Source organism: Motilimonas sp. E26 (genome assembly GCF_021278025.1).
GTDB lineage: Bacteria > Pseudomonadota > Gammaproteobacteria > Enterobacterales > CBDFNC01 > Motilimonas.
The window spans coordinates 96,420-120,668 of record NZ_JAIBHJ010000009.1 but is presented as its reverse complement, the minus strand read 5'-3'; the positions used below and the strand labels follow the sequence as shown (position 1 = coordinate 120,668).

General features: G+C 42.8%; 21 protein-coding genes. 9 read left to right on the top strand and 12 right to left on the bottom strand.

The annotated features are described in order from the left end of the window. Positions 1-5 precede the first annotated feature (5 nt). The 4 genes from K1M91_RS10155 to K1M91_RS10140 all read right to left on the bottom strand — a co-directional run bounded on the left by K1M91_RS10155 (position 6) and on the right by K1M91_RS10140 (position 3,776). Positions 6-1,541: a DNA cytosine methyltransferase gene (locus tag K1M91_RS10155; protein ID WP_232801639.1), complete on the bottom strand. Its 1,536-nt coding sequence runs from the start codon at positions 1,539-1,541 to the stop codon at positions 6-8. 48 nt (positions 1,542-1,589) lie between these two features. After that, positions 1,590-1,793, bottom strand: a complete 204-nt coding sequence (locus K1M91_RS10150; protein WP_232801638.1) for a helix-turn-helix transcriptional regulator — start codon at positions 1,791-1,793, stop codon at positions 1,590-1,592. Between the two features lie 430 nt (positions 1,794-2,223). Continuing rightward, entirely contained in the window at positions 2,224-3,474 is a 1,251-nt protein-coding gene (locus tag K1M91_RS10145) for a HipA domain-containing protein (protein WP_232801637.1), read from the bottom strand. Beyond that, positions 3,471-3,776, bottom strand: a complete 306-nt coding sequence (locus tag K1M91_RS10140) for a helix-turn-helix domain-containing protein (protein ID WP_036984862.1) — start codon at positions 3,774-3,776, stop codon at positions 3,471-3,473. Before K1M91_RS10140 ends, K1M91_RS10145 begins: the two co-directional genes overlap by 4 nt. A gap of 427 nt (positions 3,777-4,203) precedes the next feature. Between K1M91_RS10140 and K1M91_RS10135 the strand changes: the two genes are divergently transcribed. Continuing rightward, entirely contained in the window at positions 4,204-5,376 is a 1,173-nt protein-coding gene (locus K1M91_RS10135) for a MerR family transcriptional regulator (RefSeq protein ID WP_232801636.1), read from the top strand. 372 nt (positions 5,377-5,748) lie between these two features. Here the strand turns inward: K1M91_RS10135 and K1M91_RS10130 are convergent, their stop codons facing one another. Together K1M91_RS10130 and K1M91_RS10125 are read right to left on the bottom strand one after the other, a co-directional pair. Further along, positions 5,749-6,747: an SEC-C metal-binding domain-containing protein gene (locus K1M91_RS10130; RefSeq protein WP_232801635.1), complete on the bottom strand. Its 999-nt coding sequence runs from the start codon at positions 6,745-6,747 to the stop codon at positions 5,749-5,751. Between the two features lie 264 nt (positions 6,748-7,011). Further along, positions 7,012-8,217 carry a hypothetical protein gene (locus K1M91_RS10125; protein WP_232801634.1) on the bottom strand — a complete coding sequence of 402 codons (1,206 nt, stop codon included), beginning with the start codon at positions 8,215-8,217 and terminating at the stop codon, positions 7,012-7,014. 268 nt (positions 8,218-8,485) lie between these two features. Here K1M91_RS10125 and K1M91_RS10120 point away from each other — a divergent pair, with 268 nt between their 5' ends. Next, positions 8,486-9,235, top strand: coding sequence for a metallophosphoesterase (locus K1M91_RS10120; protein WP_232801633.1), 750 nt, complete (start codon positions 8,486-8,488; stop codon positions 9,233-9,235). A 126-nt stretch (positions 9,236-9,361) separates the two neighbouring features. Then, complete coding sequence (locus K1M91_RS10115) at positions 9,362-11,761, top strand: GGDEF domain-containing phosphodiesterase (RefSeq protein WP_232801632.1); 2,400 nt, start codon at positions 9,362-9,364, stop codon at positions 11,759-11,761. A 37-nt stretch (positions 11,762-11,798) separates the two neighbouring features. On the opposite strand, the gene K1M91_RS10110 is transcribed toward K1M91_RS10115, so the two are convergent. Beyond that, complete coding sequence (locus tag K1M91_RS10110; protein WP_232801631.1) at positions 11,799-12,293, bottom strand: hypothetical protein; 495 nt, start codon at positions 12,291-12,293, stop codon at positions 11,799-11,801. 284 nt (positions 12,294-12,577) lie between these two features. Between K1M91_RS10110 and gmk the strand changes: the two genes are divergently transcribed. The 4 genes from gmk to trmH all read left to right on the top strand — a co-directional run bounded on the left by gmk (position 12,578) and on the right by trmH (position 16,567). Then, complete coding sequence (gene gmk / locus K1M91_RS10105) at positions 12,578-13,201, top strand: guanylate kinase (RefSeq protein ID WP_232801630.1); 624 nt, start codon at positions 12,578-12,580, stop codon at positions 13,199-13,201. Positions 13,202-13,314: 113 nt separating this feature from the next. Beyond that, on the top strand, positions 13,315-13,590 hold the full coding sequence (gene rpoZ / locus K1M91_RS10100) for a DNA-directed RNA polymerase subunit omega (RefSeq protein ID WP_232801629.1): 276 nt from the start codon (positions 13,315-13,317) through the stop codon (positions 13,588-13,590). A gap of 113 nt (positions 13,591-13,703) precedes the next feature. Continuing rightward, on the top strand, positions 13,704-15,836 hold the full coding sequence (gene spoT, locus K1M91_RS10095) for a bifunctional GTP diphosphokinase/guanosine-3',5'-bis pyrophosphate 3'-pyrophosphohydrolase (protein WP_232801628.1): 2,133 nt from the start codon (positions 13,704-13,706) through the stop codon (positions 15,834-15,836). 14 nt (positions 15,837-15,850) lie between these two features. Next, positions 15,851-16,567: a tRNA (guanosine(18)-2'-O)-methyltransferase TrmH gene (gene trmH / locus K1M91_RS10090; protein WP_232801627.1), complete on the top strand. Its 717-nt coding sequence runs from the start codon at positions 15,851-15,853 to the stop codon at positions 16,565-16,567. Positions 16,568-16,648: 81 nt separating this feature from the next. On the opposite strand, the gene K1M91_RS10085 is transcribed toward trmH, so the two are convergent. The 5 genes from K1M91_RS10085 to K1M91_RS10060 form a co-directional block, all read right to left on the bottom strand. Next, a complete protein-coding gene (locus K1M91_RS10085) occupies positions 16,649-17,164 on the bottom strand; it encodes a YbaK/EbsC family protein (protein WP_232801626.1) in 516 nt (171 codons plus the stop codon). Positions 17,165-17,299: 135 nt separating this feature from the next. Beyond that, positions 17,300-18,142 (bottom strand): RNA polymerase sigma factor RpoH, encoded by an 843-nt coding sequence (rpoH, locus tag K1M91_RS10080; protein ID WP_232801670.1) that lies wholly within the window; start codon positions 18,140-18,142, stop codon positions 17,300-17,302. Positions 18,143-18,212: 70 nt separating this feature from the next. Continuing rightward, positions 18,213-18,638 carry a helix-turn-helix domain-containing protein gene (locus tag K1M91_RS10075; protein ID WP_232801625.1) on the bottom strand — a complete coding sequence of 142 codons (426 nt, stop codon included), beginning with the start codon at positions 18,636-18,638 and terminating at the stop codon, positions 18,213-18,215. 491 nt (positions 18,639-19,129) lie between these two features. Beyond that, complete coding sequence (locus tag K1M91_RS10065; protein ID WP_232801624.1) at positions 19,130-19,996, bottom strand: phospholipase A; 867 nt, start codon at positions 19,994-19,996, stop codon at positions 19,130-19,132. Between the two features lie 102 nt (positions 19,997-20,098). Next, positions 20,099-20,764, bottom strand: coding sequence for a DUF4272 domain-containing protein (locus tag K1M91_RS10060; RefSeq protein ID WP_232801623.1), 666 nt, complete (start codon positions 20,762-20,764; stop codon positions 20,099-20,101). 397 nt (positions 20,765-21,161) lie between these two features. On the opposite strand from K1M91_RS10060, the gene K1M91_RS10055 reads away from it, so the two are divergent. Both K1M91_RS10055 and recG read left to right on the top strand, forming a co-directional pair. Beyond that, positions 21,162-21,515 (top strand): TonB C-terminal domain-containing protein, encoded by a 354-nt coding sequence (locus K1M91_RS10055; RefSeq protein ID WP_232801622.1) that lies wholly within the window; start codon positions 21,162-21,164, stop codon positions 21,513-21,515. Between the two features lie 598 nt (positions 21,516-22,113). Beyond that, entirely contained in the window at positions 22,114-24,186 is a 2,073-nt protein-coding gene (gene recG, locus K1M91_RS10050; protein ID WP_232801621.1) for an ATP-dependent DNA helicase RecG, read from the top strand. Positions 24,187-24,249: the final 63 nt, after the last annotated feature.

Here is a 24,249-nt window from a genome sequence, read left to right as displayed (position 1 = left end):
AGTCATCAATCACCCGGCATTTTATCTAGAACCTCTTTGACAACTTCAGCTATTTGAACGGCTAAATAAGGTGGAACGGCGTTACCCACTTGGTGATACTGAGAAGTTCGCGGCCCTTCAAAGTGGTAGTTATCTGGGAAAGTTTGCAGTCTTGCAGCCTCTCTTACAGTTAAACTCCGACATTGTGACGGATCATAATGGATAAAATAGTGACCATCCTTTGAAATATGAGATGTAATCGTCGTGCTAAAACGAGACTTTACCTGAACTCTGAAGCGGTCTGAGAACATTTTACCCTCACAACCATCTTTGACATTCTTATGGGCAGGAAGAAGCTCTTCAGGAAAGTCTCTTAATTTAGGGGAGATATCCAAGGCACTTGCGTGAGCCGAAGCATACAGATAACGATGCAAGTCACTTACCATATGAGATCTTGCTTCATGGCATGTTGCCACTTTCAGCCGGTTGTCGAAATACCATGATTTCATGACGCGCGGAGGTCTGTATCTCGTGGAAGAATTACCCATCGGAGTATTGCGTATGGTTGCTAGCGCACTCTTAATCTCCTTTTTGACGCTGACATCTTCCTTCTTTTTTGAGGATATCCACGATGTCTCACTTATACAAAGCAATGCTTCCTTCCATTCATCATAATCATCTTTTCGCCTAGAAATACTGCTTCTTATTTTGGGCATGCTGCTGATTATTTGCTCCACACTAGGAGGTTCAGACTTTTCAAGCGTTCCGGGCACTACGTCTATGTCAGCTCTTATGCCCAAGATAAACATTCTGTGTCGAGCTTGCGGTACACCATATTCTTCAGCCCTAACTATGAAGGATTTTGGTTCAATATCTTCGACAACTTCACCAGACTGAGACAAAGAGTAAAGCTTGTATTTCAGACCATTTTTATTTTTTTCAATAGCTCTTCGAGGGCTACGGAGATCTTCTACGATCTTATCGACTACAGATTCGCCATTAACCTTTGCTGAAAGTAGGCCCTTCACATTTTCCATGACAAAAACAGGAGGACGATGATCAATGATAATTTTGAGATATTCTTTGTATAAGAAGTGCCGTTCGTCTTCTTCAAACTCAGGATTGTTCATCATCCTAGAACGACCAACCAGAGAATAAGCCTGGCAAGGTGGTCCACCAATCAATGCCCACTTCTTTGATGATTTCAGTCTGTCACAAATAATCTGTTGAACTTCATCATGCGTGTCTTCACCTAATGAAATTTTCAGAGCTGTCGATTTGGCATGCTCCCAGTTGTGGCTGTTTTTTTGAATCAGCTCCTTTTTATTAATTTGCCCCTCTAAATATGCATAATAGTCATCAGGGACTAATGATCTGGGGTAGGATTTAAAAAAGTGCCTTAACATTAGTGTCTGATGAGCAAACTCATCTCTTTCAATAGATACGATAGTCTTGAATGCTCGAGAATTATTTGAATTGTGTAGTTCAGAAAATCCTTCCCCTAATCCACCCGGACCGGCAAATAGATCTACTACAGGGTATGTGATATCTTCTCTCTTCATTTCTAGCAGAATGCTCTTATCATTGGATTATTCATTAAATGTTTAAACCTAGTTAGGAATGCGCTCCAATAATTGATTTAACTCGCAGTCAAATAATTCGCAAAGCTTATCGAGTGCCTCTAAATCCACCTTTAGGGCGGTTTCTTTGTACAGTAGCGTGATGGTGGTACGACTTAGGCCGCTTTCTCGCATTACGTCGCTAATACGCATTTTTCGTTCGCCCATTAAACGGGCGAGATGGCAGCGGATCATGCTATCTCCACAGTGTTTTTTCTATAAACTTGGGGGTTTTATTGCTATTGCTTACCCTACCACGATTATGGTTATTCTCAACTTATTTGAGTTAAAGCCAAATAATTGGGTTCAACAGCTATTGGTGACTTGCTGGTTGTTGGCTACGCTCATTCACTCTAATCCTTAGCACATCTAAGCTCATGGTGCTTCATTCACTTGCCGCCTACGTGCCTTTTGAAATCCATTGGTATACAACCCAAGTAATAAATGCAGTTTGGGCAGAGTCGATGAGTGGCTAAATATGGTGAATTAAGGCTTTGCCCATACTGCCCCAAATGCCAAAAGGGTAAGTGGTGTGTTACAGCAAATGAAATGTGAGTCAAAGATTTAGAGTGACATTATAACTTCTTTATCCATTTAAGAATGAAAATATAGTTTCACTGACTCATTAAACGTTAAACGCCGATTTTTTCATAGCTAACTCGGCCCGACTGATCCCCAGCCGCTTAGCAACGGCTTGCCATTGCTTAACCGCATTTAATACTTCATCGTAAATTTGCGTGGCTTGGGTTTGAGATAGTCGGAAGAAGTCTTTTACGTCAAAGGCTAATTGGTAGTCTAAAGCGTTGTCTGCATCGGTAATGTTCAGATGCAGGCCATGCTTACCTACTATCGGGTTTAAGTCATAAGCGGGTGATAACTTCCACCCCTTCTTTGTTAATAAAAACCCATGGTTACGCAGGTGATCATCCGTATTGGACACGGCAATATTAAACACGATACGTCGCCATAACTGTGCTAAATCAGCTTCGGTTTGTGCACCAGAATTGGAAATAAATTCAGCAATTTCTAAATAGCTGGCACCTTGAGATTGTTCACCATCATAGTATTGCAGTTGAGTCATGGCCGATGAAAAATGCAGCCGCTGATCGCCGTCGCGGTCAAACCGTTTTGTTAAAAAGGTATGATGCCCAGAGGAAAACTGCCTAATCTCACTTGGAAACATGTCAACACCTGCCGCCAAAGCCAATTCATAACAGACCATCTCCCACGCCCCCACATCAAAGGTATCATTTAAGTTGGGAAACTTGGCAATCCACAAGTGGCCTTGTTCATCTGCCACACAAGCTTTGGGCCTTGCACCACCTAATGATGAGCCTGGAGAAATCAGCATCTTCAACCAGCGATAATACTCGTCACTGTCGATGTTATCGTCTTTTTCAATCTGCATTGCTGCGTGCTCTAGCTCTCGCAAAGAAGCCATTGGCGGCGCAGCAAACTCAGAGTTGTCATCTAAGAAAGCATCCGAGCCTGCTTGCTTAAATCGAATACCACCCATCCGGTAAGAGTCATGTACGCCCAACAGGTAATCCAACTCGTTTAATCGACTTGTTGCTCGAATGCCTTTGCGCGCTTCAATGGCCGCACGCCGCTGCATTAAAATACGTCCCCACCTATCAGGCGACGAATCAAGAAATGCACGGAAGTTTTTATCGGCTTCATCGTTGTAGAGTACACCGGAGTGAAGCGTCAGGATTGGATCAATTTGCAAGCGATAGGCTGAGGTTAAAAATGCTTTATCGTAAGCAAAACTAAACACGCCACCTCTGCTTGAATCGCTGTAAGAAAGCAGCCCTATTAGCAAAGGCGCTTCAATTGGCTGCCAGCCGGCATAGACTTCGACAATTTCACGGCTCATTTTGAACCTTCCAGCAATTTTATATTTTGCAACTTGATACCCACTTCATCATGGGCGGCCATTTCTGCAAAGTTGCTTTCCATGCCAAGGACGGCCATAACTTTTAAGTAAGTGCCTATGGCAACGCCAGGATCACCTGCGAAGACTTTGTTCACGGTTTTATGATCAAAGCCAGTACGCTCACACAGCAGCTTTTTAGTAAAACCACGTCGCTTCATCGCCAACAGCAAGTCTTCACCAAAATGAGTCAGGATTTTGCGCTGCTTTGGAAACAGTACATTGTGTAAATCACGCTTAGCCATATCATCAACAAAAGGGACTATATTCCCATTATTTAATCATTACTGGGAATATAGTCCTACTTTGAAGCCCAAGCAACTCCAATAAGTAAAATATGGGACTATATTCCCATTTTACTCATTATAATTGGATTAATATCCTACTTTTAGGTTTATTTTGCGCGTTGGCCAAGGCGATGATGTGAATCCCTGAATACTAAAGGACACCAAATTACACTTTTATGCGCATAAAAATGTAAAATTCCGCACTTTTCTGCGCGTAAAAGTGTGAAATGCAGGTTGAGTACTCGTCTATGCGTTTTACTGAACGGTATTTTTTGCTAACAGCATTTGACCTGTCTATAACTTCATAGTTTATCGTCATTAACGCCCTGGTCTGTTTAAGCCAGTCGCCCGATTGTAAAAAATTAACGGAAAGGACGTTTTATCTGTGTATCGCATTTCTGAGTTAGCTGAAAAAGTCGGGCTGTCGCGATCAACCTTACTTTACTATGAGAAGCAAGGCCTATTGCATGGCACACGCCAAGACAACGGCTACCGGCTTTATTCAGAAAAAGATGCTCAGCGGCTGCATTTATTACAGCAACTGCAAGCCGGTGGCTTAACGCTCAAGGAATGTAAGGCTTGCCTAGACAGCAAAGTAGAGCGCGAAGTGCTGAAGAGCCGCTTGCAACAATTGGAGCAAGATATAGCTCAAAAGCAACAGGCTCGAGATTTACTCGCCGCCTTGTTGGGTGAAGGCTCACTGCGGCCCTGGCATCAACTGACCGATAAATTAGCGCCGGATGTCCATCTGGATTGGTTAAAACAGCAAGGCTTTAATGAACAACAAGCCCTGCATTTAAAATGGTTGTCAAAAGATATGAACGAACACGATCAATATATGGCCGACTTTATGAGAGTATTCCAACGCTTAGAACGTTGGGGGCCGGGCTGCGATGCCGATACACTAAAAGCGTTATCAACGTTGCCAACAGCGCCAACCCAGATCATTGATATTGGCTGTGGCAAAGGTTTTTCAACCCGTTTATTGGCACGGCACACCCAAGCACAGATCGTGGCAGTAGATAACGAGCAAAGTGCACTGGATGAACTCGGTGAACGCCTTGCTGAGCAGGAGTTAGATACCCGCATTACCTTAAGCTGCGCCAGCATGACGGACCTGCCCTTTGCCCCTGCCAGCTTTGATTGCATCTGGTCAGAAGCGGCGGCTTACATAATGGGTGTTGAGCAAGCGTTAACCCAGTGGCGTAAATTACTGACTGATCGTGGCTATATGATAGTCAGTGATTTGGTATGGTTAACGGATAGCCCAAGCCAAGAAGCTATAGCGTTCTGGGCAGGTGAATACCCAGATATGCAAACCATCGAAAAACGCTTAGGGCAAATGCGCCAAGCTGGTTTTGATGTGATGGATCATTTCACTCTGAGTGAACAAGCATGGCACGATTACTATCAACCGCTCAAAGCACGAGTTGCAGAAATAAAAGCAAGCATGCCAAACTCAAGCGCCATTGCAGATATGGAGCAAGAAATTACGATTTATGAACGCTACCTAGGTGAGTTTGGTTATCAGATGTTTGTGCTACGCAAAGGGGCGTAACAAGTTGTCTTGTAGCAAAAAGTTGCGTATAGCCAATTAGATGGTACGGTTTGTTGTGGTGGCCACCCAGCTCAATTCGTCTTCTGTGTACAGCTCAGCGGCCAGATTTTCTTCAAGGAAAGCTGAGGTTTGGGCTTCGCCATAGAGTTTTATCATCGGGTAGTTCCTTTTTAGTATTGGGCCATCATAGGGTCAAAAGTAACACAGCCCAAGTGAGCCTGACTCCACACACTGAAGGCCTATAGTTTTTACTGAATATTCTCTATTCGGTTGCTGCACGGCTTTTATGCTCATAACAGTGTGCTTGAGTAATATACGATAGGCTCTTATTTCTCTTCGCAATTACGCCCACTCAATGTCCACGTATTGCTGCTAAATACTAAACTCAAATGTCTGAGTCAGCAGCAGTTGGATATTCGCCTTTCTTGGCAAACGTTTTTTATTTGCATAGCGCTTTGGGTCAACGGTGATAAATCCCCAAAACTGTAAAAAATGATTAATAAAGCGCGCTTCAATGCGCATGCTGAGGTGCTGTTGTGAGGTGTCATATGCATCGCGAGGGAACTGGCTCACAAGATCAGGAAAAGCGATACATACTTCTGCAATGAGTTGATCAATAGAACCGTGGCTTTGCAGTCGCCATAGCATAAATAACCAAAAGGTTCGTAAATCTACATTGTCTTGCCAGCTATCGAGATAGCCCCAGTTGTACTGAGTAATAGCAGCCTCTAACATGGGCTGGAAGAAGATGCTGAGACCATGGCTTTGATACTGCTTCTGCGCGGTTTTTTTAATCTGAAAGCGGCCATTTCGACGATAAATAATTCCAGCAATTTCAGCCAACACTCGCGTGTAATGAAGGGCTATAAACTTGTCCTCATTGCTACCCATATAGTCGCTAATACTTGGCTCCAGTTCATACTCTGCGACTGCAAACTCAGGCAGTAAACCACTGGCTTGCTTAACCAGTTTTGTAGGTAAATTACCTTTACTCGTCGCTTTAAATGAGCCACCTTGTTGCACGGCTTCATCTAAAATAAGCGCCAGATAACGCATCACGGGGCAGGAGGATAAGTCTACTGGTGTATTAATCGTCACCCCAATCAATTCGTTAAACGGGGCATAGAGCCAGTTAGCCATTTGTGTGGGTGAAAGACCACAAAAATCAGTATGAGGTTGGTTGTTCCTTTGTGCCATTTTACGCTGCGCCACCCGACTTAACTCATCTAGGGTTAGATTCGGGTTCATTGCTACAGTTTGCGCAATATCATCAAACACGTCAGCCTGTTGTTTAGCAGCATTATTCATACAACAACGCTGATATATTGTGCTACTTCCACATGGGCAAGGATCGTTTCGGCTTATCTTCATGCTAGGTCACTCTGCGCTATTTATTTTTTAACCGCAGCGTCATTATATCTGCTCAATTCACTATTCCAAGACTGCTTTTTATTCTAGATATGGCGCTATTTGAGCATGGCTTGCTACTGACCTGTCAACAAAATTGATAACTCCAAAGTATAACGGCTAAATAATATTAATCACTAAAGTGGTCAAGAATGGCAGACCCTTTAAGAACTAACTAATGGAAAAAACCGAGCTAGCCAAGTTATGAAAACTTGGCTTTATTAGCATTTACATTAAATCATTAATAGAACATGGCATGGCTTTACTCAGGCCATGTAACGCAAATATATCATGGCCGAGTACATCGGCATGATGGCGATTAACACACTCGCCAAAGTCTTGAGTAATGCCTTGGTATTGAAATCTGCGGCTGGGTAACCCCATCCAAGTTTCACGCTTTTGTCCTATTCGACTTTTCCCACTCCACAGTATGCGGTTTTTGACTGTATATACCTGACTGTGTTGGTTTTGGTAGTAGTGCTGGTTACCCTGCATTTGCTGATATAAGGCTAAAATTTCAGCCCGATTAAGATTTTTCAAGCTACTTTGTTTCAACCTTGAGCCCCAACCTAGCAATACTTTTTCCATAAAGTCTCGAGTAACATTACCTGGGCCATTTAGCCGCTTTTCTCCCGAGCTACCACCTGTTGTATCCGAGTTACCAACCAAGGTGGCATGACGTCCAGGCATGTAGCTCGTGTAATATTTAGTACTGGAATGCAGCCTTGGCATCCTCGCTTTAAAACCAAATGAGCGTTCGTCTGCGGCAAATAAACACACAATTTGTTTAACATTACTACGCAATGTTTTGTAATCTTTGAATGCATTCACACCACCCGGAACAGGGTCACAAGCAAATATATTGACTGGAATATTGCTGAGTTGAGGATCTTTGGCCATTCGGTTTGCTAGCTCAAAACAGCTAACCCCGCCGCGACTCCAGCCAACCATATTAACTTGAGTGATCGGGTTTAGGCGCCGCTCTGCGGTAATGTTACCACGCTGCAATGACATTGCATGCTTAAGATCTCCAGCCAGTTCTTTCGTATCTCTTTGCCATTCTTCGTATGCCGACGTAGTTAAACGTTGCCATAGGCTGGGTTTCTTTTCCGACAGCATATCTTCAGCACGCCTTTGATAGTTTCCCTTATCAACAAAGCCCCCCCGCAGAACATTTAAAACATGGTTCATGTTACTATCAATACCACGACCCATAGTTCCAAGGGTATTACCATAAGTGTCATCCTTGGTATGCTTCATCCATTCACTTTGGTTCCCGCTACCCACGCCGTCTACTTGTAAATAATCTAATGTTTCTTGACCCACTGCATTTTTGGCTAAGGTCGAAATAAGCTCACCTTCAAAATAGTTACGGTGGCCATGGTCATTGGCATTTGAGCCAGTACCACAAAAGAAAACAGTGAATATAGCCATGTTTGTTACCTCATCAAACCGAATCAGCAACAAGCATAGCAAGTGAAGAAATAGATTTTGTTAGCAATTAAGTCCAACTTGTTTGAATTTTACAATTTTTTAACTAATGTCTCATTTTTCAATGGCTTTCCCAATCAAACTAACCTTAACGGTGAGCCTTTCAAGCCCACCTTCTAATTTGTTTTTGATAACAAGACGAATCCAATGACGCAGCCAACTTACTGTGTTTAAATTTATCCATTCAATAGGACTTTATACTGGCTTAATCATGCACTTCCAACACCAATTTATTGACCTTAGTGACAAACGCAAGGTGTTTGCCATTGGTGATATTCATGGCAAGCTTGAACCACTCAAGCATGCTCTTACTCAAGTGCAATTTGATCCAACACAGGATGCACTTATCAGTGTTGGTGATTTGATTGATCGCGGCCCAGACTCCCCCAATACCCTGCATTATTTTGCATCACAGCCTTGGTTTTATGCGGTGGCCGGTAATCATGAACTAATGATGTCTAATGCTCTTAAGGTGTGGTGGCATGCAAAACGGGACGACACCCAGCAGCGCTATATTGATATATGGTTTAGAAATGGTGGCGATTGGGCGCGCAACCAAGATGACGATGAACTACGCGCGCTATTAGAAATAGTCGAAGCCTTACCTTGTGTCATTACTTGTCAGGTGCGGCACAATAAAACCATAGGTTTTGCCCATGCTCAGCCTCACACTCTCAACTGGCAAGAGATGCAAACTTGGCAAGGTAATATGTTAGATAATCCACGTTGGATCTGGGGACGAACCCGCATCAAAGGAGAGCCTAATAACCCTATCACTGGGGTAGATTTTACTGTCCACGGCCATACTATGAGTGAGAAAGCAGTATGCGTTGCCAACAGCTATTTCATCGACACAGCCTCATACAATGACTACCAAGGTGCATTCACTTTGCTAGAATTAAACAGCGAGCAATTAAGCACCATCACCCAGCTAAAGATCATCAAGATCAACAGAAAATAACAAAATACATAAACAAAAATTCACTTTCACTAAAATAGCGATAAAATTTGTATAGTTTTTGCTCAATAAGCAATCCCTGCTAAACTCAAAGGTACTCCCGTTATGGCTTTATAGGCGTGTAGTGGCATGGATGACCCAAACTTTAAAACGAGCTCAGAGCCAGACTATTTTTCTCCACGCTTTACTAATTTTAGTGATTCAAGATCGCACTTATTAGCGCAACTAAAACACCTTTTTGACTATGAACCTCAACAGCGTTTAAAACAGCATGCTGATGTCTGTCAATTCAGTTTCGGTTTATTAAGCCAATGTGCCAAGGTAGAACAAGTCTACTTAGTCCAGTTTTCAGGTATTGGCGGTGGCCAAATCTTAGCCCACACTGAAATTGGATCGCCTCAGGTAAGCCATATTATTGAACAAGAAATTCATTTAAACCTGTCAAATACCAACGCCCTCAACGCCCTTAATAAATTAAACATGTCAGCATCTTGGCACTGTATTAACTTACTAAATAACAATCTTTTTTTGCGTCCTTCTCTCTATTTACTCATCTGCGCCGAATTTGCTTCTCCCGCTATCGAGCAGCTAGCACAACATATACTCAAAGCGCGCTTAAATGCATTACTTGCCAATGGCCAATACCAATTAATTAGTCCTTCTGCTTATCAAGATTTGACGCTACAAGCTGTAAGTAATTCAGCCATGGATAAGCTTTCTGAAAAGCTTAGAGTCACCCTACAACCTTATCTTCCTGACGTTGAAAATTACGTCATTCTATTGAATGACAGTGAACCAAATATGTTCTTCACCAGTACAAAAGCACTAACTGCGCCTTTATATCTTTACCTAGCTGAGCTAGTGATTAAAAATGGCAAAGCACGTTTTCTCACCCCTTTAAGCTTTGCTCACTTGCAACATGCACAACAAAAACAGCCGCCTCTCTACACCCTTAAACATTCTTGGTTTGGCGCGCCCATTCTTTATGATGGTAGATTATTAGGAGTACTGGCTATCTGCAGCCAATCTCATACCTTTGGTATGCAAAGAGAAATACAAAATTTAGTGGTGTATTGTGCGCATTTGTCAGCCTTAACTTTGCAGCGTCAATTAACACAATATTCCTTGCAAGAAAATTTACGTTTTGACCGACAAATACAAAGCAAAATTAAGCAACTCAGCCAATCAAATAGGAAACTAGAGCAAGAGTTAAGACAATATCAAAGTATTAGAGAAAAACTGACTTATGGCGCTTTTCACGACCCTTTAACTCAGCTAGGTAACAGAGCACTGTTTATTGAAAAGTTAACGGTCGCATTCAAACGCGTAAAGCGTCATGTTGATGAAACTTTTGCTGTCATATTTATTGACCTCGACAAGTTCAAAAACATTAATGATTACTACGGTCATCACATGGGAGATCAAGTGTTGATTAGTAGTGCTCGGTTATTAGAAGGCTGTATAAGACAGAATGATGTGTTAGCACGCTTTGGTGGTGATGAGTTTGTTATTCTACTCGATAAAATAGCAGCGAAAGAAGACGTGATAGAAATCTCCCAGCGCATTGTCGCCGCGTTTGAAGCCCCAATGTCCCTTGGTCACGAGCTCTTAACTTGCAAGTGCAGCCTTGGTATAACGCAGGTTAATAACGAATACACCAGTGTCGAGCAAATTTTAGAGGATGCCGACAACGCCATGTATATCGCTAAACATCGTAAATCTCATGTTAGCTTTCACCAAGATAATGGACTTAATAAAGACAGCGCAAAATTGAGCAAAGATTTATTAAACGCATTATCTCATGGCGACATTATCCCGCACTATCAACCGATGATCCGGCTGCAAGATAACTCTTTAATGGGCTTTGAAGTGGTCGCTCGCTGGAGTGACCGTAAACATACTTTACGCAAAGCCCTAGACTTTATTCCTTTTGCCGAAAAATCGGGTCTTATTATCCAACTAGATTTGAACATTTTGCGTCAATCTTGTAAGCAGCTGTATCAATGGCAACAACTGAAGTTGCACCCCAAACACATTCGTGTCGCGGTCAATTTATCACCTAAGCACTTACTCAACACGGAATCTGTTAATACTCTTTTGGACATTATCCATCAAGCTAAGGTATCACCGAAAAATTTAGTATTTGAATTCAGTGAAAAAGAGTTTGTGCGACAAAATCAGTCTTCTTTTGAAGCTTTAGATAAGTTGCGCGCTGCGGGCATTTTAATCGGCATGGATGATTTCGGCACGGGCTTTAGCTCCCTTAATGCCTTGTTCGACTATCCAATTGATTTTATCAAAGTTGATCGTTCTTTCACCAGTCGAATGCTCAGTTCGAAAAAAGATTTATCACTCATGAGGGCGGTGCGCGATTTAAGTAATGACTTAGGTTTCCAAGTGATTATAGAGGGGATAGAAACGATACAACAGCATAAAAAATTAGTCGAAATAGGGTGTGAATACGGCCAAGGCTATTACATCGCCAAGCCAATGAAGCCCGGCGATGTGGAACATTTATTTGAAGCTTAGTCGGCACATCCATTCCAGACTAATTCGCCTAAAACTGCTAGCGGGTAAATTTCGACTTTAAGGTTTCAAACGAACTATCTATTTCTTTAATCGATTTAGCGGTCAAATTTTCTAACTCAGTACGCGATTCATTGTATTGCTGACGAACCGCTTTACTTTTAGCCTCAATGGCGTCGCGGGCCTCCAATTTTAATAAATGGGATTGCAGCTGAGCTTCATCTAATGCTTGTTCACCCTTGTTTTTGACATCTTTAGAGTGCTGATAATATTGCTCAACCACTTTACCTAATTCATCCCACTTATCACGTGCTTCCATGACCGCAAGATGCCCTTTTAGCTTAGTCTCATCGTAGTTTGACTCTAACGATTCATAGGCTGTTTTCAACTTATCAGACATGTTATCTAGATGCTTTTGAGTTTCACGCCACGACTGCTGACCATTTTCTTTCAGCTTGCCAGCTTCTTCGGCTAAGCTACCTTTCAAAGATTCGAGCTTTTCATTTACTGCTTTTAACGACTCTTTCGTCTTCATATGTTACTCCACTATTGTTGGATAATTTCAAAGACCACAATGATGTACTGATTAAGTTACAATCACTTACATCCAAGGTGACGTTACATAGCACTGATTAGGTTACCTATTTTAAAAGCAAACAAACAGCCATAATTAACTATTTTATCAAATTCTGGTTCATTAACCTGCAATTAGCAAAAAACCAATGACCAACAAATATCATTGCCCTGCAAGCTAAGCTTTTTCCGCGCCCTTTTTTTTGCTACATTTAGCCGCCTTTATGGCCCTTGCAGAGTATTACCATGTCACTTAAAGGTACTTTATATATTGTTTCCGCTCCCAGTGGAGCTGGTAAATCAAGTCTGATCAACGCATTACTAAATATTTCCGATCGCAAACAGCTGCAAGTGTCTGTCTCTCACACTACTCGAGACCCACGTCTAGGCGAAGTAAACGGCGAGCATTATCATTTTGTCGATCAAGCCGAATTTAAAGGAATGATCGCTGACAAGGCCTTTTTCGAATGGGCTGAAGTATTTGGCAATTTTTATGGCACTTCACGCCTAGCCATTGAAGACAGCTTGAATCAAGGGATTGATGTATTTTTGGACATTGATTGGCAAGGTGCTCGTCAGGTGAAAGCACTGATGCCCGAAGCAAAAGGCATTTTTATTTTACCGCCCAGTCGCGAAGCGCTAGAACAACGCCTATACCAACGTGGTCAAGACAGTGAAGAAACCATTAACAAACGTATGGCACAAGCCAAATCAGAAATGTCTCATTATGATGAGTATGATTTTTTAATTATTAATGATGACTTTGACCAAGCATTGGCCGAGTTTGATACTATTATTAAAGGTCAGCGCTTAGCGCAAACGCGCCAGAGTGCATTGCATAGAAACATGATTTCAGAGTTGTTAGCTTAATGTGTTAAGCTAACACACAATTAAGTGACACGTTTAGGCGAAAAGGATCTGGATCTAGCTCGTCTAAGCTTGTATAATTTTGCGTCGTTTTTTTTAATCCACGGAGTCCTTAGATGGCACGCGTAACTGTAGAAGATGCTGTAGATAAAATTGGAAACCGTTTTGATTTGATCCTAGTTGCGGCTCGTCGCGCTCGTCAAATCGCGGTACAAGGTAAAGAGCCTTTAGTTGACAGTGAAAATGATAAGCCGACAGTGATCGCTTTACGTGAAATTGAAGAAGGCCTAGTGACTTCTAGCACAATGGATATGCAAGATCGCCAAGAGCAACAAGAACAAGACGCAGCTGAAATGGCAGCGGTTGCAGCGATTGCAGAAGGTCGCGGTTAAGCACCTTTCTCTATAAAGCACCCGCCATGGGTGCTTTTTTGATCAAAAAGCTCACTATTCCACTCAATATTTAGTATCTTCACTTTATTACCTTTGCACTATCGGGGACGAGTTTGTATATCTTTGAAAGCTTACAAACACTGGCCGCAACGTATTTGCCGCCAGAGCAACAAGAAAAACTAAAACAAGTTTATATCGTGGCAAGGGATGCGCACGAAGGTCAATTTCGTTCTAGTGGTGAACCTTATATTACCCACCCTGTTGCTGTGTCCTATATTTTGGCTGAAATGCGCCTTGATTATGAAACCTTGGCCGCGGCGTTGTTACATGACGTAATAGAAGATACTGAAACCACGCAAGATGACTTAGCCGCCATGTTTGGCGACACCATTGCCGAGTTAGTGGAAGGGGTTAGTAAGTTAGACAAGCTAAAGTTTCGTGATCGCAAAGAAGCGCAAGCTGAGAACTTTCGCAAAATGGTTATGGCCATGGTGCAAGATATTCGCGTTGTGCTAATCAAGCTTGCCGACCGCACTCATAATATGCGCACCCTAGGCGCACTGCGTCCCGATAAACGCCGCCGCATCGCCAATGAAACCCTTGAAGTATTTGCCCCCATCGCCAACCGTTTAGGTATTCACAATATTAAGAACGAGTTGGAAGAGCTTGGCTTTCAAGCGCTTTACCCAATGCGCTATCGTGTACTGAAAGAATCGGTGCGCCGTGCGCGTGGTAATCGCCGCGAGGTAATGGATAATATTCATTCTGAAGTAGCGGGCCGTTTAGAAGATGTTGGTATTGAAGCACAAGTACTTGGTCGCGAGAAAAATTTATTCAGCATTTACAATAAAATGCGCAGTAAAGAGCTGCAATTCCATGAAGTGATGGATATTTACGCTTTTCGTATCATGGTGGACTCACTCGATACTTGCTATCGTGTGCTTGGTCAAATGCACAGTTTATTTAAGCCCCGCCCTGGCCGCTTTAAAGATTATATTGCGATCCCGAAAGCCAATGGTTACCAATCATTACATACTTCCTTAGTCGGCCCTCATGGTGTACCAGTCGAGATCCAAATCCGCACCGAAGACATGGATCAAATGGCCGATAAAGGGGTTGCTGCACATTGGTCTTATAAACAAAATGGCGAAGCTTCAGGTACAACCGCCCAAGTGCGCGCTCGTCGCTGGATGCAAAGCTTGATTGAGTTGCAGCAAAGTGCGGGCAGTTCATTTGAATTTGTTGAAAGTGTAAAAACCGAGCTGTTTCCTGATGAGATTTATGTTTTCACCCCTGAAGGTCGCATTATCGAATTACCTTTAGGTGCAACGCCGGTTGATTTTGCTTATGCCGTGCATACTGATGTTGGTAATGCTTGTGTTGGCGCGCGGGTAGATCGCCAGCCTTACCCACTTAGTCGTAAACTAAAAAATGGCCAAGCGATAGAGATTATTACCGCGCCGGGAGCCAGACCGAATGCCGCTTGGCTCAATTACGTAGTGACAGGTAAGGCTCGTAATACAATTCGCCAAATGCTGAAAAACCTACGTTTTGACGAATCAGTCGGCTTAGGTCGTCGCTTGCTAAATCATGCTTTAGGCGACAAGAGTTTGTCAGATATTGACCCGCAAAATATCGCGAAGGTACTGCAAGATACCAAGCAAGAGTGCATTGAAGATATGCTGGCAGATATCGGCTTAGGTAACGCCATGAGTATCGTCATTGCCCGTCGTTTACTTGGCAATGCCGATGAACTAACTTTAGCCGATACTGAACACGGTAAAATGCCAGTCAAAGGCGCTGATGGCATGCTAGTAACGTATGCAAACTGTTGTCGCCCGATACCTGGCGACCCTATCATTGCCCATATTAGCCCAGGTAAGGGGCTTGTTATCCACTTAGATACTTGTCGCAATATTCAGAACCATCTTAATGAGGTGGATAAATATATGGCGGTTGAGTGGGACATGAGTCTGGATACGGAACACGAGTACCGCACCGAAATTCGTGTTGAATTAATCAATCATCAAGGTGTGTTGGCTGACTTAACCAACGCGGTCGCTGCCACGGGTTCTAATATTCATAACATAAATACCGATGAAAAAGACGGTCGCGTCTATGTAGTCGATTTACTGATCACCACTAAGAACCGTATCCATCTAGCCAATATTATGCGTAAGATCCGTGTCTTGCCTGACGTAACTAAGGTGGCTCGAAATCGTAACCGCCCAGTTAAGAAGCACTAATTTAGAGAAAAAGTATGACTCCAGAGCGTTTTACCCGCATTGACCAGATGCTACAGCATCGTCAAACCGACCTCACCGTATGTATGGAAAAGGTTCATAAATTACACAACCTAGCCGCTATCGTACGCACATGTGATGCGGTGGGCATCAGCGAAGTTCATGCCATTTGGGATGATCCCAAAATGCGTTTATCGGGCCATACTGCAACAGGCAGCCAAAACTGGGTTCAAGTCAAGCCGCACAATAGCATCAGCGATGCAGTTAAAGCCCTAAAAGCTCAAGGCATGCAAATTATTGCGACAAACCTGTCTGATACAGCTGTTGATTTTCGTCAAATTGATTATACCAAGCCAACCGCTATTTTAATGGGCCAAGAAAAAGACGGCATCACAGCCGAAGCCCTCGCCTTAGCTGATCAAGATGTCATTATTCCTATGGTCGGCATGTGCCAGTCGTTAAATGTATCTGTTGCTACAGCATTGATGCTCTACGAAGCACAACGCCAGCGTGAGCTTGCTGGTATGTACCAACCAAAAACAGATCATATCGAGAAAAAAGAGCGTGACCGGATTATGTTTGAAGGCGGCCACCCTATTTTTGCTAAGCTGTGCCGCCAAAAAGATTTACCTTACCCAGAAATTGATGATGAAGGACAAATTGTCGCATCGGAAGAGTGGTGGCAGAAAGTACAAATGAGTAAAACAGCATGGACGGAAATCGATAACGATTAGAAATCGCTTTTTTGATGGAAACCTAAAGCCAGCGCTCAGTTTAACGCTGGCTTTTTTATGGGCGCTTAACACCATGGCTTACTAGTGGCTAAACCCGCCATGATGTACATGCACAGGACGCGAAGGATTATTACGCACATATCCCTCAGTAATCACCCTAGGTGAAACAAGTTCATGGTAATCATAATAATCCATTTGCCACACTTCGTGGTGATTACCCGCGTTAAACATAATGTGCTCACGTAACGTAAGCTCACGTGCAATATAGACCGCGATACCATATAAGTTACCAAAGGGTGGCATGGCGCCTACTTCGCAGTTCGGAAATAGCAACGCTAACTCTTCTTCTGGGAGCAATTCCACCGATTCAGCCCCCATCATTTTGGCAAAGCTAGTCGGCTCCCAGCGATAAGTCGCGGGTAGCACTAGCATCATACTAATACCATCGACATTGATAATAAGGGTTTTCGCAAAATCCATTCCGCTAATGTGGGTCATTTCGGCTATTTCTTTGGCGCTGTAAGCGGGTGAATGCTGCAACACCTGATAATGGATATGAGCTTGACTTAAATAATTGCTCAAACGTTGAATATACATATTACCTCCTTTTTAACCACCTCCTTATGAATAAAATTAAGCATCAAATTTAACTGATAATGCTAAAAAGCATGCCTGCATGCTTCTGACACCAAAGTACCGTTACATCTTGGTACTTTGGTGTAAGTATAGTAACTATGCCAGAATATGAGCACGTAATTTGCCAATAGCTTGCCCTTCTAATTGGCGAATCCGCTCATAAGAAACACCGTATTTTTCAGCTAACTCGTGGAGAGTAGCCTTGTTTTCACTGAGCCAGCGCGCTTCAATAATATCCCGACTACGATCATCTAACTGCGCTAATTTCTGATACAGCTTATCTTGCCCCTGTTGATGCTGATCTAAGTTTAGCAATTGTAACTCTGGCGATGCATCTGCAGCAGGCAAAGAGGATTCTGTGATCCCGAGGTAGCGATCCTCTTCGTCATCATCACTCAGTAGTAATGAGACATCTTGACTCGACAGTCGCATTTCCATTTCTCTCACTTGCGCAGGAGTAACATTAAGAGTATCAGCAACTTCTTCTACTTCATCTGCACTAAACCAATGTAAATCACGCTTAAACTTACGCAGATTAAAGAAAAGTTTCTTTTGCGCTTTAGTGGTGACAGATTTAATTATTCGCCAGTTACGAAATACATATTCATGAATTTCCGCCTTGATCCAATAAACGGCAAAGGACATTAAACGCACGCCCATTTCAGGGTCGAAACGCTTTACCGCCTTCATCAAACCAATGTTACCTTCTTGTACTAAGTCAGCTTGCGATAAACCATAGCCTTGATAGCCGCGAGCTATCATCACTACAAAACGCAAGTTTGACATAATTAACGCTTTCGCGGCCTCAAGATCTTGCTCTTTAGACAGCTTCTCTGCTAACTCACGCTCTTGCTCGGCACTAAGTATTGGTAAACGATTTACTTGATTAATATAAGCTTGTAAATCGGCCAAAGGACAAGTATTGGCTAATTGATACATCACAACTCATCTCCTCTAAAATCTTAATTAACCAGTATTAACTAGCGATACAAACTCTCAGCGCAACCCGTCAACCTATATTGTCAATTTGCCATTCTTCATTTAACAGTTGCTGTAATAACTTAGCTTTATCTTCACCTAACTGCTGATATAAATGAAGCTCAACTTCACGAACTACTTGCTGCTGCTGCTGACGGACCATTTGGCCTTGTTCTGTAATAATCACCACTTTAGCCGCGCGATTATCAGGATGAGGCACTAGTTTTACCCACTTTTTCTCAACTAATACAGCAACTGTTTTTTGAACTGCTTGTCGACTAATAGCCAAGTATTGCGCTAGTTCAGATAAGGTAATGATTTGTTGACTCGCTAAATTAAATACTGTCCTCTGTGCGAGCGTCATATCACAACCACGCGCGCGCGCTAACTGCGACATTTTTTCATCAATAAGCTGATGCTGCCGCTGAATTAAGTGACTAAGCATACGTTGTGCCATGTTACCTACCAAAGTTAGCTTAACCTACTTGGGCTCTCAACAAACAGATTAGAGCCCTCCCAACAAGACAACCTAGGTTGTCATATGAGATAATCTTAGTTCAAAAAACAAACAATATCTAGGGTCTGTTGATCTTTTCTGGTTGATTTTTGTTCGAGAGGGGACACCTTGTCTAAAAGCGTTTTGAGCAAGGCGAGCAGTGTGTAGCTTAGCATTCTAAGTAAATACTGCTCAACGATTGAGCAGAATCCGTAGGACAGCGTTTGTTGGCCATTTCTACTGCGTTAGCGCCTTTTCGCGTAGTTCACTATGCCACAAAGGTGCTGGCCACAACGAACGTTTTGTATAAATACCCAACAATTAGCAGCAAAAAAAATCACGAAAGATCAACAGACCCTAGTATCGAGTTAAATGAAGAAATAAAAAATTAGGAAGGAAATGTACATTTGAACAAGTAGCACGCCGAGGCGTGCTCTTGATCGATGCTCAACTTACAGCCAATCGGTCAACGCAATGCCGATGCCTACTGTGTTGTTGTATTGGTCATACTCAATCAGGTTATTACCATAACCTGAGAAAAATTGAACGTAACCCTTAACCCGAGATGTCAAAGGAAAACTCCAGCTCCCTTCTATCGCCCCTTTTGAAAAGCCACTCTCTAGGTTGTTACGACTCATCATGGAAAAAGTATGATCATGCCATTTATAAGCCGCCAATATTTTGCCATGGCCTAAATAGTCAGTAATGTCGTAGTTATTATCTTCTTCTCGGTCTTCTGGAATTCGCAGCCATGGCACTAACGCTAGCCCTAAGTTACCGCGCTCTAAAGTGACACTGGCCTTAACTCTATTCCAACTGCGGGAAAGCGGCTCACTACGACCATTAGACTGATGCACAAAGCCAATTTGCGCTACCTGAACACTCCAGCCGGCACCAAGCTGGTAATTTGGCCGCCAAGACAAAAACGCTTCAGGCTCATAATTGGTTTCTCGAAATGGTGATGATTCCGCTTTATTATATGCCTGCCAATAAGAAACTTGGCTGTAAGCGAACAGCAAGGAAGGACCGTACTGAGATTGAGCACTCCAAACTGGCATTTTAAAACTAAATTGAAATTTAATCTCAACGTCTTGTAGCTCACCATAATTAGCATAATTTTCAGCAGAGAGCTTATCGTTATAGTTGCCCAGCAAAATATAGGTAGGTTTATGGGCCGTAATTACAAATGGATTATCATAGGTTTCTCGCTCATCGGCCAAACGTTGCTCGAGAGCAGCATTATCAGCCCCGGTATCACCAACCTGCTCTGCGATAGCGGCAGTCGAAAGCATCGCAGCCGCTAAAAGTAGGTATTTCATAAACTTTCCCTGTGAGTTAAATAATTAAACGAGAGATTAGAGCAAGAGAACTATATAAACACAACTCTAAACATCAAGGCTAACAGCTAATCTCTCACTTATTTACTCACACAGTTCATCCCAGTCTGATTCACCTATCAACCAGCTTAAGCAAGTATAACGCTCTTGCACTATTAACAGGCTGATATTGGCAGGTAGGGCGCGAGGCTGATGCTTACCAAGGTGAGCCATTCGGTAATACTGGTCCGCAGTATCTAGCAGCGTAACTGGGTTTAATGGTTTTGCTCCTGCCAATAGTTCATCATAACTTTGCCACTGGATCAGACGCGATAGCTCAATAATATTGGCCCCTTCTGTTGCTTTCCCCAACTCAGCTAGGTGGCCGATTGCCCACAGCAATAATTTGATTGATTCATAGCGCCACATACAAACTTGCTTTTCTGCTGGCGTTAGGTGGGTTTTAGCAAGCCAATGCTGTTCTTTAAGGGTGAAGCAATGTTGCGCGCCTGTTCGTAAATACAAAGCATCGATCACGGCACTTGGCAGTTCTTCGGCGTGAGCAGTTAATAACATTAAGCTTTGCAAGCGATGCACTATGTCTGAAACGGATCTAAATTGACATTCTCCGGCATCAGGCAAGGAAGGCAAATTCTTATCAACTTTTATGCCTAGCTGGGTTAGCTGCTGCTCTGACAATAACTTTCTCGCCATGCTCGCTGGCATCGGGGTGATTCTTGGCATCATCCATGTTTTAAGTAATCCTAGCACTCTTTATCTCCTGATATTACAACGAGTGATGTAGCGCCATCGTGGCAACAAGTCCACTGCAATGGCATAGCTATGATGGTCGTGGATGACCCATTTAAAAGAAACGTCCATCATATTTGGCTAAGGTTTACGTGTCTTCGTGGTGAGGTAACTTCAATATAGGATCACCAAAAAGACCGATAAGCCCTGATAAATTATTATTATTTTTTTTATACTTTCTAATCCCATCATGTTGTAACAAAAATGAATTAATTAACCTATGATCAACTTCATATTCGTTGTTACCTACTGTTACAAATGATGCAGTTTGTTATTGCGATCATACTATGATTAAAGTCAAAACAACACTGCTGTTAGAAACAACAATAAAAAACTAATAAACCATTAGGAGATAAACATGTATAGAACAATAACAATGGCGATTCTCGCTGCATTGATCACGACCCCTGCGGCATCAGCAATGACAACCTGCGAAGATTTAGTGCAATGCCAACAAGCAATGCAAGAAAACATTTATCAACACTGGAAAGCACGTCACACCTATCCAGGCTCAACGGTTACAGTCATGGTAAACAATGATTTGATGGGAAATGTGGATGTTACAGTAGAGCAAAGCAGTGGTTTTGCTAAATTTGATCAATCTGCAGTTGAGGCACTAAAAAACAGTATATTAACGTTAGACCCCTCTAGCTTACCTGAGGAAGACTTAGCCAAGCTTAAAAAGTTTAAGCTTCGCCTCAGAGCAGAATAGTTCGAGAGATTGGTAAGATATTGTGACAATTTTTGCCGTGTTACCGCAAAACCAATGCCACTCAGAATAAGGCCTTTTAACTGGTTAGACGATGTACCTGATGCTAAATAATTTAGTCACTCGAAAGGGAGTAGCCCTATTCGAGAAAATAAAAAAGGGAGCTAAATAGCTCCCTTTTTTATTTCAATTAGCATCTGCTAACTTTGTCTTTAGTAGAGCTCAAAGAGCTCCATCTACACCCGCAAATATTCAAAAAACCTCAGAGGAAACAAGTTATTTCCTAAACTGTGCAGCTAGATTATCAGAGTTGAGCAAAATTCGTCTATGGCTTTATGCTGCAATTACGTTAACCGAAAAGCCAATCACGTCAATTTCTTAAAAAAACAAAAATAACCATTTAAAAACAAATAATTAATAAGAACAAATAATCTATATAAAGCGAAAAAGATAACGCTATCAACACCTATTTAAACTTATGAATGATAAGCCTCCTATAAAATGATAGCGCTATCTTTGTTGTTTTTATGCATTTTAATAACGTTAGAGCGGATGTTCTTGTATTATCTGTTTATATTTACAGGTATTTGGAACGCAGACGGTGAAACTAGAAAAGTTACCTCTCACGACATTAAAAGGTGTCGGCAGCAAACTTGCTGAAAAACTCACTAAGTTGGGGCTAGCTAATGTTCAAGATATGCTCTTTCACTTACCGCTACGTTACGAAGATCGCACTCGAATTTTTGCTATTCAAGATATGCTACCAGGCTTACATGGCGCCATTTTAGGCGAGATAAAAAGCACTCAAGTCAGCTTTGGTAATCGCCGCATCCTAACCTGTAAAATTAGTGACGGTACTGGCAGTGTGACACTGCGCTTTTTTCACTTCAACGCAGGCCAAAAGAATGCACTTAGCGAAGGAAAGTGGCTGCGTTGCTATGGCGAGTTTCGTCGCGGCAAGTTTGGTTATGAGATCACCCACCCTGAATATCAAGTATTAAATGATCCCGAACAACTTGAATGTGAAGAGGCGCTCACTCCCGTTTATCCCACAACAGAAGGACTCAAGCAAAACACCTTTCGTAGTCTTACTCATCAAGCCGTTGAACTATTAAAGCAGCATAATATAGACGAAGTACTGCCTGCTCAGCTCAATCACTATGCTTTTTCTTTGCAGGAGGCTTTAATTTACCTGCATCAACCTCCGGCCGATGCCGATCAAGACTTGATGGATGCCGGAGAGCACCCAGCACAACAACGCCTTATCATCGAGGAGTTATTGGCCCATAACCTCAGCATGCTCCTACTGCGACAAAAGTCCAGCCAAAATCAAGCGGCGTCTATTCAACAAGCTGGGCCTATTGTGGCTCAACTATTGGCGCAATTACCCTTTTCACCCACTCACGCACAACAACGCGTGGTCAATGAGATCAGCCAAGATTTACATAAAAGCGTACCGATGATGCGCTTGGTGCAAGGTGACGTTGGCTCAGGCAAAACCTTGGTCGCAGCTCTGGCGGCATTACAAGTGATTGAATCGGGCTATCAAGTCGCCTTAATGGCCCCCACCGAATTATTGGCCGAACAACATGCCAAAGTGTTCAGCCAATGGCTTGAGCCATTAGGTATACAAGTCGGTTGGTTAGCAGGAAAAGTAAAAGGTAAACAGCGCGAACAGCAACTTGCTGCCTTTGCTAATGGCGAAAGTAAAATGATAGTGGGCACTCACGCACTGTTTCAAGCTGAAGTTGAATTCTTTAATTTAGCCTTAATGATCATTGATGAACAACACCGTTTTGGCGTACATCAACGCTTAGCACTGCGTGAAAAAGGCACCTTTGGTCCTTATGCCCCTCATCAATTGATCATGACTGCTACTCCCATCCCCCGAACCTTAGCGATGACCGCTTACGCCGACTTAGATACCTCTATCATCGATGAATTACCGCCTGGAAGAACGCCTGTGTCCACCGTGGCGATCCCCGATACGCGGCGCGAGCAAGTGATCGAGCGCGTACGTCAAGCCTGTGAGAACGAGCAACGTCAAGCATATTGGGTGTGTACCTTAATTGAGGAGTCGGAAGCCCTTGAATGCCAAGCGGCTGAAGTCACCGCCAATGATTTGCAACTGATGCTGCCACAATTGCGTATTGGTCTGGTGCACGGCCGTATGAAGCCTGCCGAAAAACAGTACGTAATGGATGCTTTTAAGGCAGCAGAGCTCGACCTGTTGGTTGCCACAACAGTCATTGAGGTCGGTGTAGATGTGCCCAATGCCAGTTTGATGATCATAGAAAATCCAGAACGTCTTGGACTAGCGCAATTACACCAGTTAAGAGGCCGCGTCGGTCGTGGTGCCACTGCCAGCCACTGTGTACTGCTATATCATAATCCATTATCGGTCACTGCAAGCAAACGACTAGGGGTATTAAGAGAGTCCACTGACGGCTTTTACATTGCGCAAAAAGATTTAGAAATCCGTGGCCCTGGTGAATTACTCGGCAGTAAGCAAACTGGCTTAGCAGACTTGCGCATTGCAGACTTAAGTCGCGATCAGCGTTTAATTCCACAAGTGCAACAATTAGCTCAGCATGTTATGCAGCAATATCCAGAAACTGTTGATAAAATAGTCAAACGCTGGCTGGGACAGAAAGAAATTTATTCCCATGCTTAAAAAATTGTTAGCTGCGCCGCACCGTGGCAGCATAATCACGACAAGGTAATGTTTATTCAGTAT

What these genes read in the sequence shown, in the direction of transcription:
- K1M91_RS10130 (WP_232801635.1), bottom strand. Translation starts at nt 6,747, where the DNA reads ATGAAGATAAGCCGAAACGATCCTTGCCCATGTGGAAGTAGCACAATA.
- K1M91_RS10075 (WP_232801625.1), bottom strand. Translation starts at nt 18,638, where the DNA reads ATGGCACAACGTATGCTTAGTCACTTAATTCAGCGGCAGCATCAGCTT.
- trmH (WP_232801627.1), top strand. Translation starts at nt 15,851, where the DNA reads ATGACTCCAGAGCGTTTTACCCGCATTGACCAGATGCTACAGCATCGT.
- K1M91_RS10150 (WP_232801638.1), bottom strand. Translation starts at nt 1,793, where the DNA reads ATGATCCGCTGCCATCTCGCCCGTTTAATGGGCGAACGAAAAATGCGT.
- K1M91_RS10085 (WP_232801626.1), bottom strand. Translation starts at nt 17,164, where the DNA reads ATGTATATTCAACGTTTGAGCAATTATTTAAGTCAAGCTCATATCCAT.
- rpoZ (WP_232801629.1), top strand. Translation starts at nt 13,315, where the DNA reads ATGGCACGCGTAACTGTAGAAGATGCTGTAGATAAAATTGGAAACCGT.
- K1M91_RS10110 (WP_232801631.1), bottom strand. Translation starts at nt 12,293, where the DNA reads ATGAAGACGAAAGAGTCGTTAAAAGCAGTAAATGAAAAGCTCGAATCT.
- K1M91_RS10055 (WP_232801622.1), top strand. Translation starts at nt 21,162, where the DNA reads ATGTATAGAACAATAACAATGGCGATTCTCGCTGCATTGATCACGACC.
- K1M91_RS10140 (WP_036984862.1), bottom strand. Translation starts at nt 3,776, where the DNA reads ATGGCTAAGCGTGATTTACACAATGTACTGTTTCCAAAGCAGCGCAAA.
- K1M91_RS10155 (WP_232801639.1), bottom strand. Translation starts at nt 1,541, where the DNA reads ATGAAGAGAGAAGATATCACATACCCTGTAGTAGATCTATTTGCCGGT.
- rpoH (WP_232801670.1), bottom strand. Translation starts at nt 18,142, where the DNA reads ATGTATCAATTAGCCAATACTTGTCCTTTGGCCGATTTACAAGCTTAT.
- K1M91_RS10125 (WP_232801634.1), bottom strand. Translation starts at nt 8,217, where the DNA reads ATGGCTATATTCACTGTTTTCTTTTGTGGTACTGGCTCAAATGCCAAT.
- gmk (WP_232801630.1), top strand. Translation starts at nt 12,578, where the DNA reads ATGTCACTTAAAGGTACTTTATATATTGTTTCCGCTCCCAGTGGAGCT.
- K1M91_RS10115 (WP_232801632.1), top strand. Translation starts at nt 9,362, where the DNA reads ATGGATGACCCAAACTTTAAAACGAGCTCAGAGCCAGACTATTTTTCT.
- K1M91_RS10065 (WP_232801624.1), bottom strand. Translation starts at nt 19,996, where the DNA reads ATGAAATACCTACTTTTAGCGGCTGCGATGCTTTCGACTGCCGCTATC.
- K1M91_RS10145 (WP_232801637.1), bottom strand. Translation starts at nt 3,474, where the DNA reads ATGAGCCGTGAAATTGTCGAAGTCTATGCCGGCTGGCAGCCAATTGAA.
- K1M91_RS10120 (WP_232801633.1), top strand. Translation starts at nt 8,486, where the DNA reads ATGCACTTCCAACACCAATTTATTGACCTTAGTGACAAACGCAAGGTG.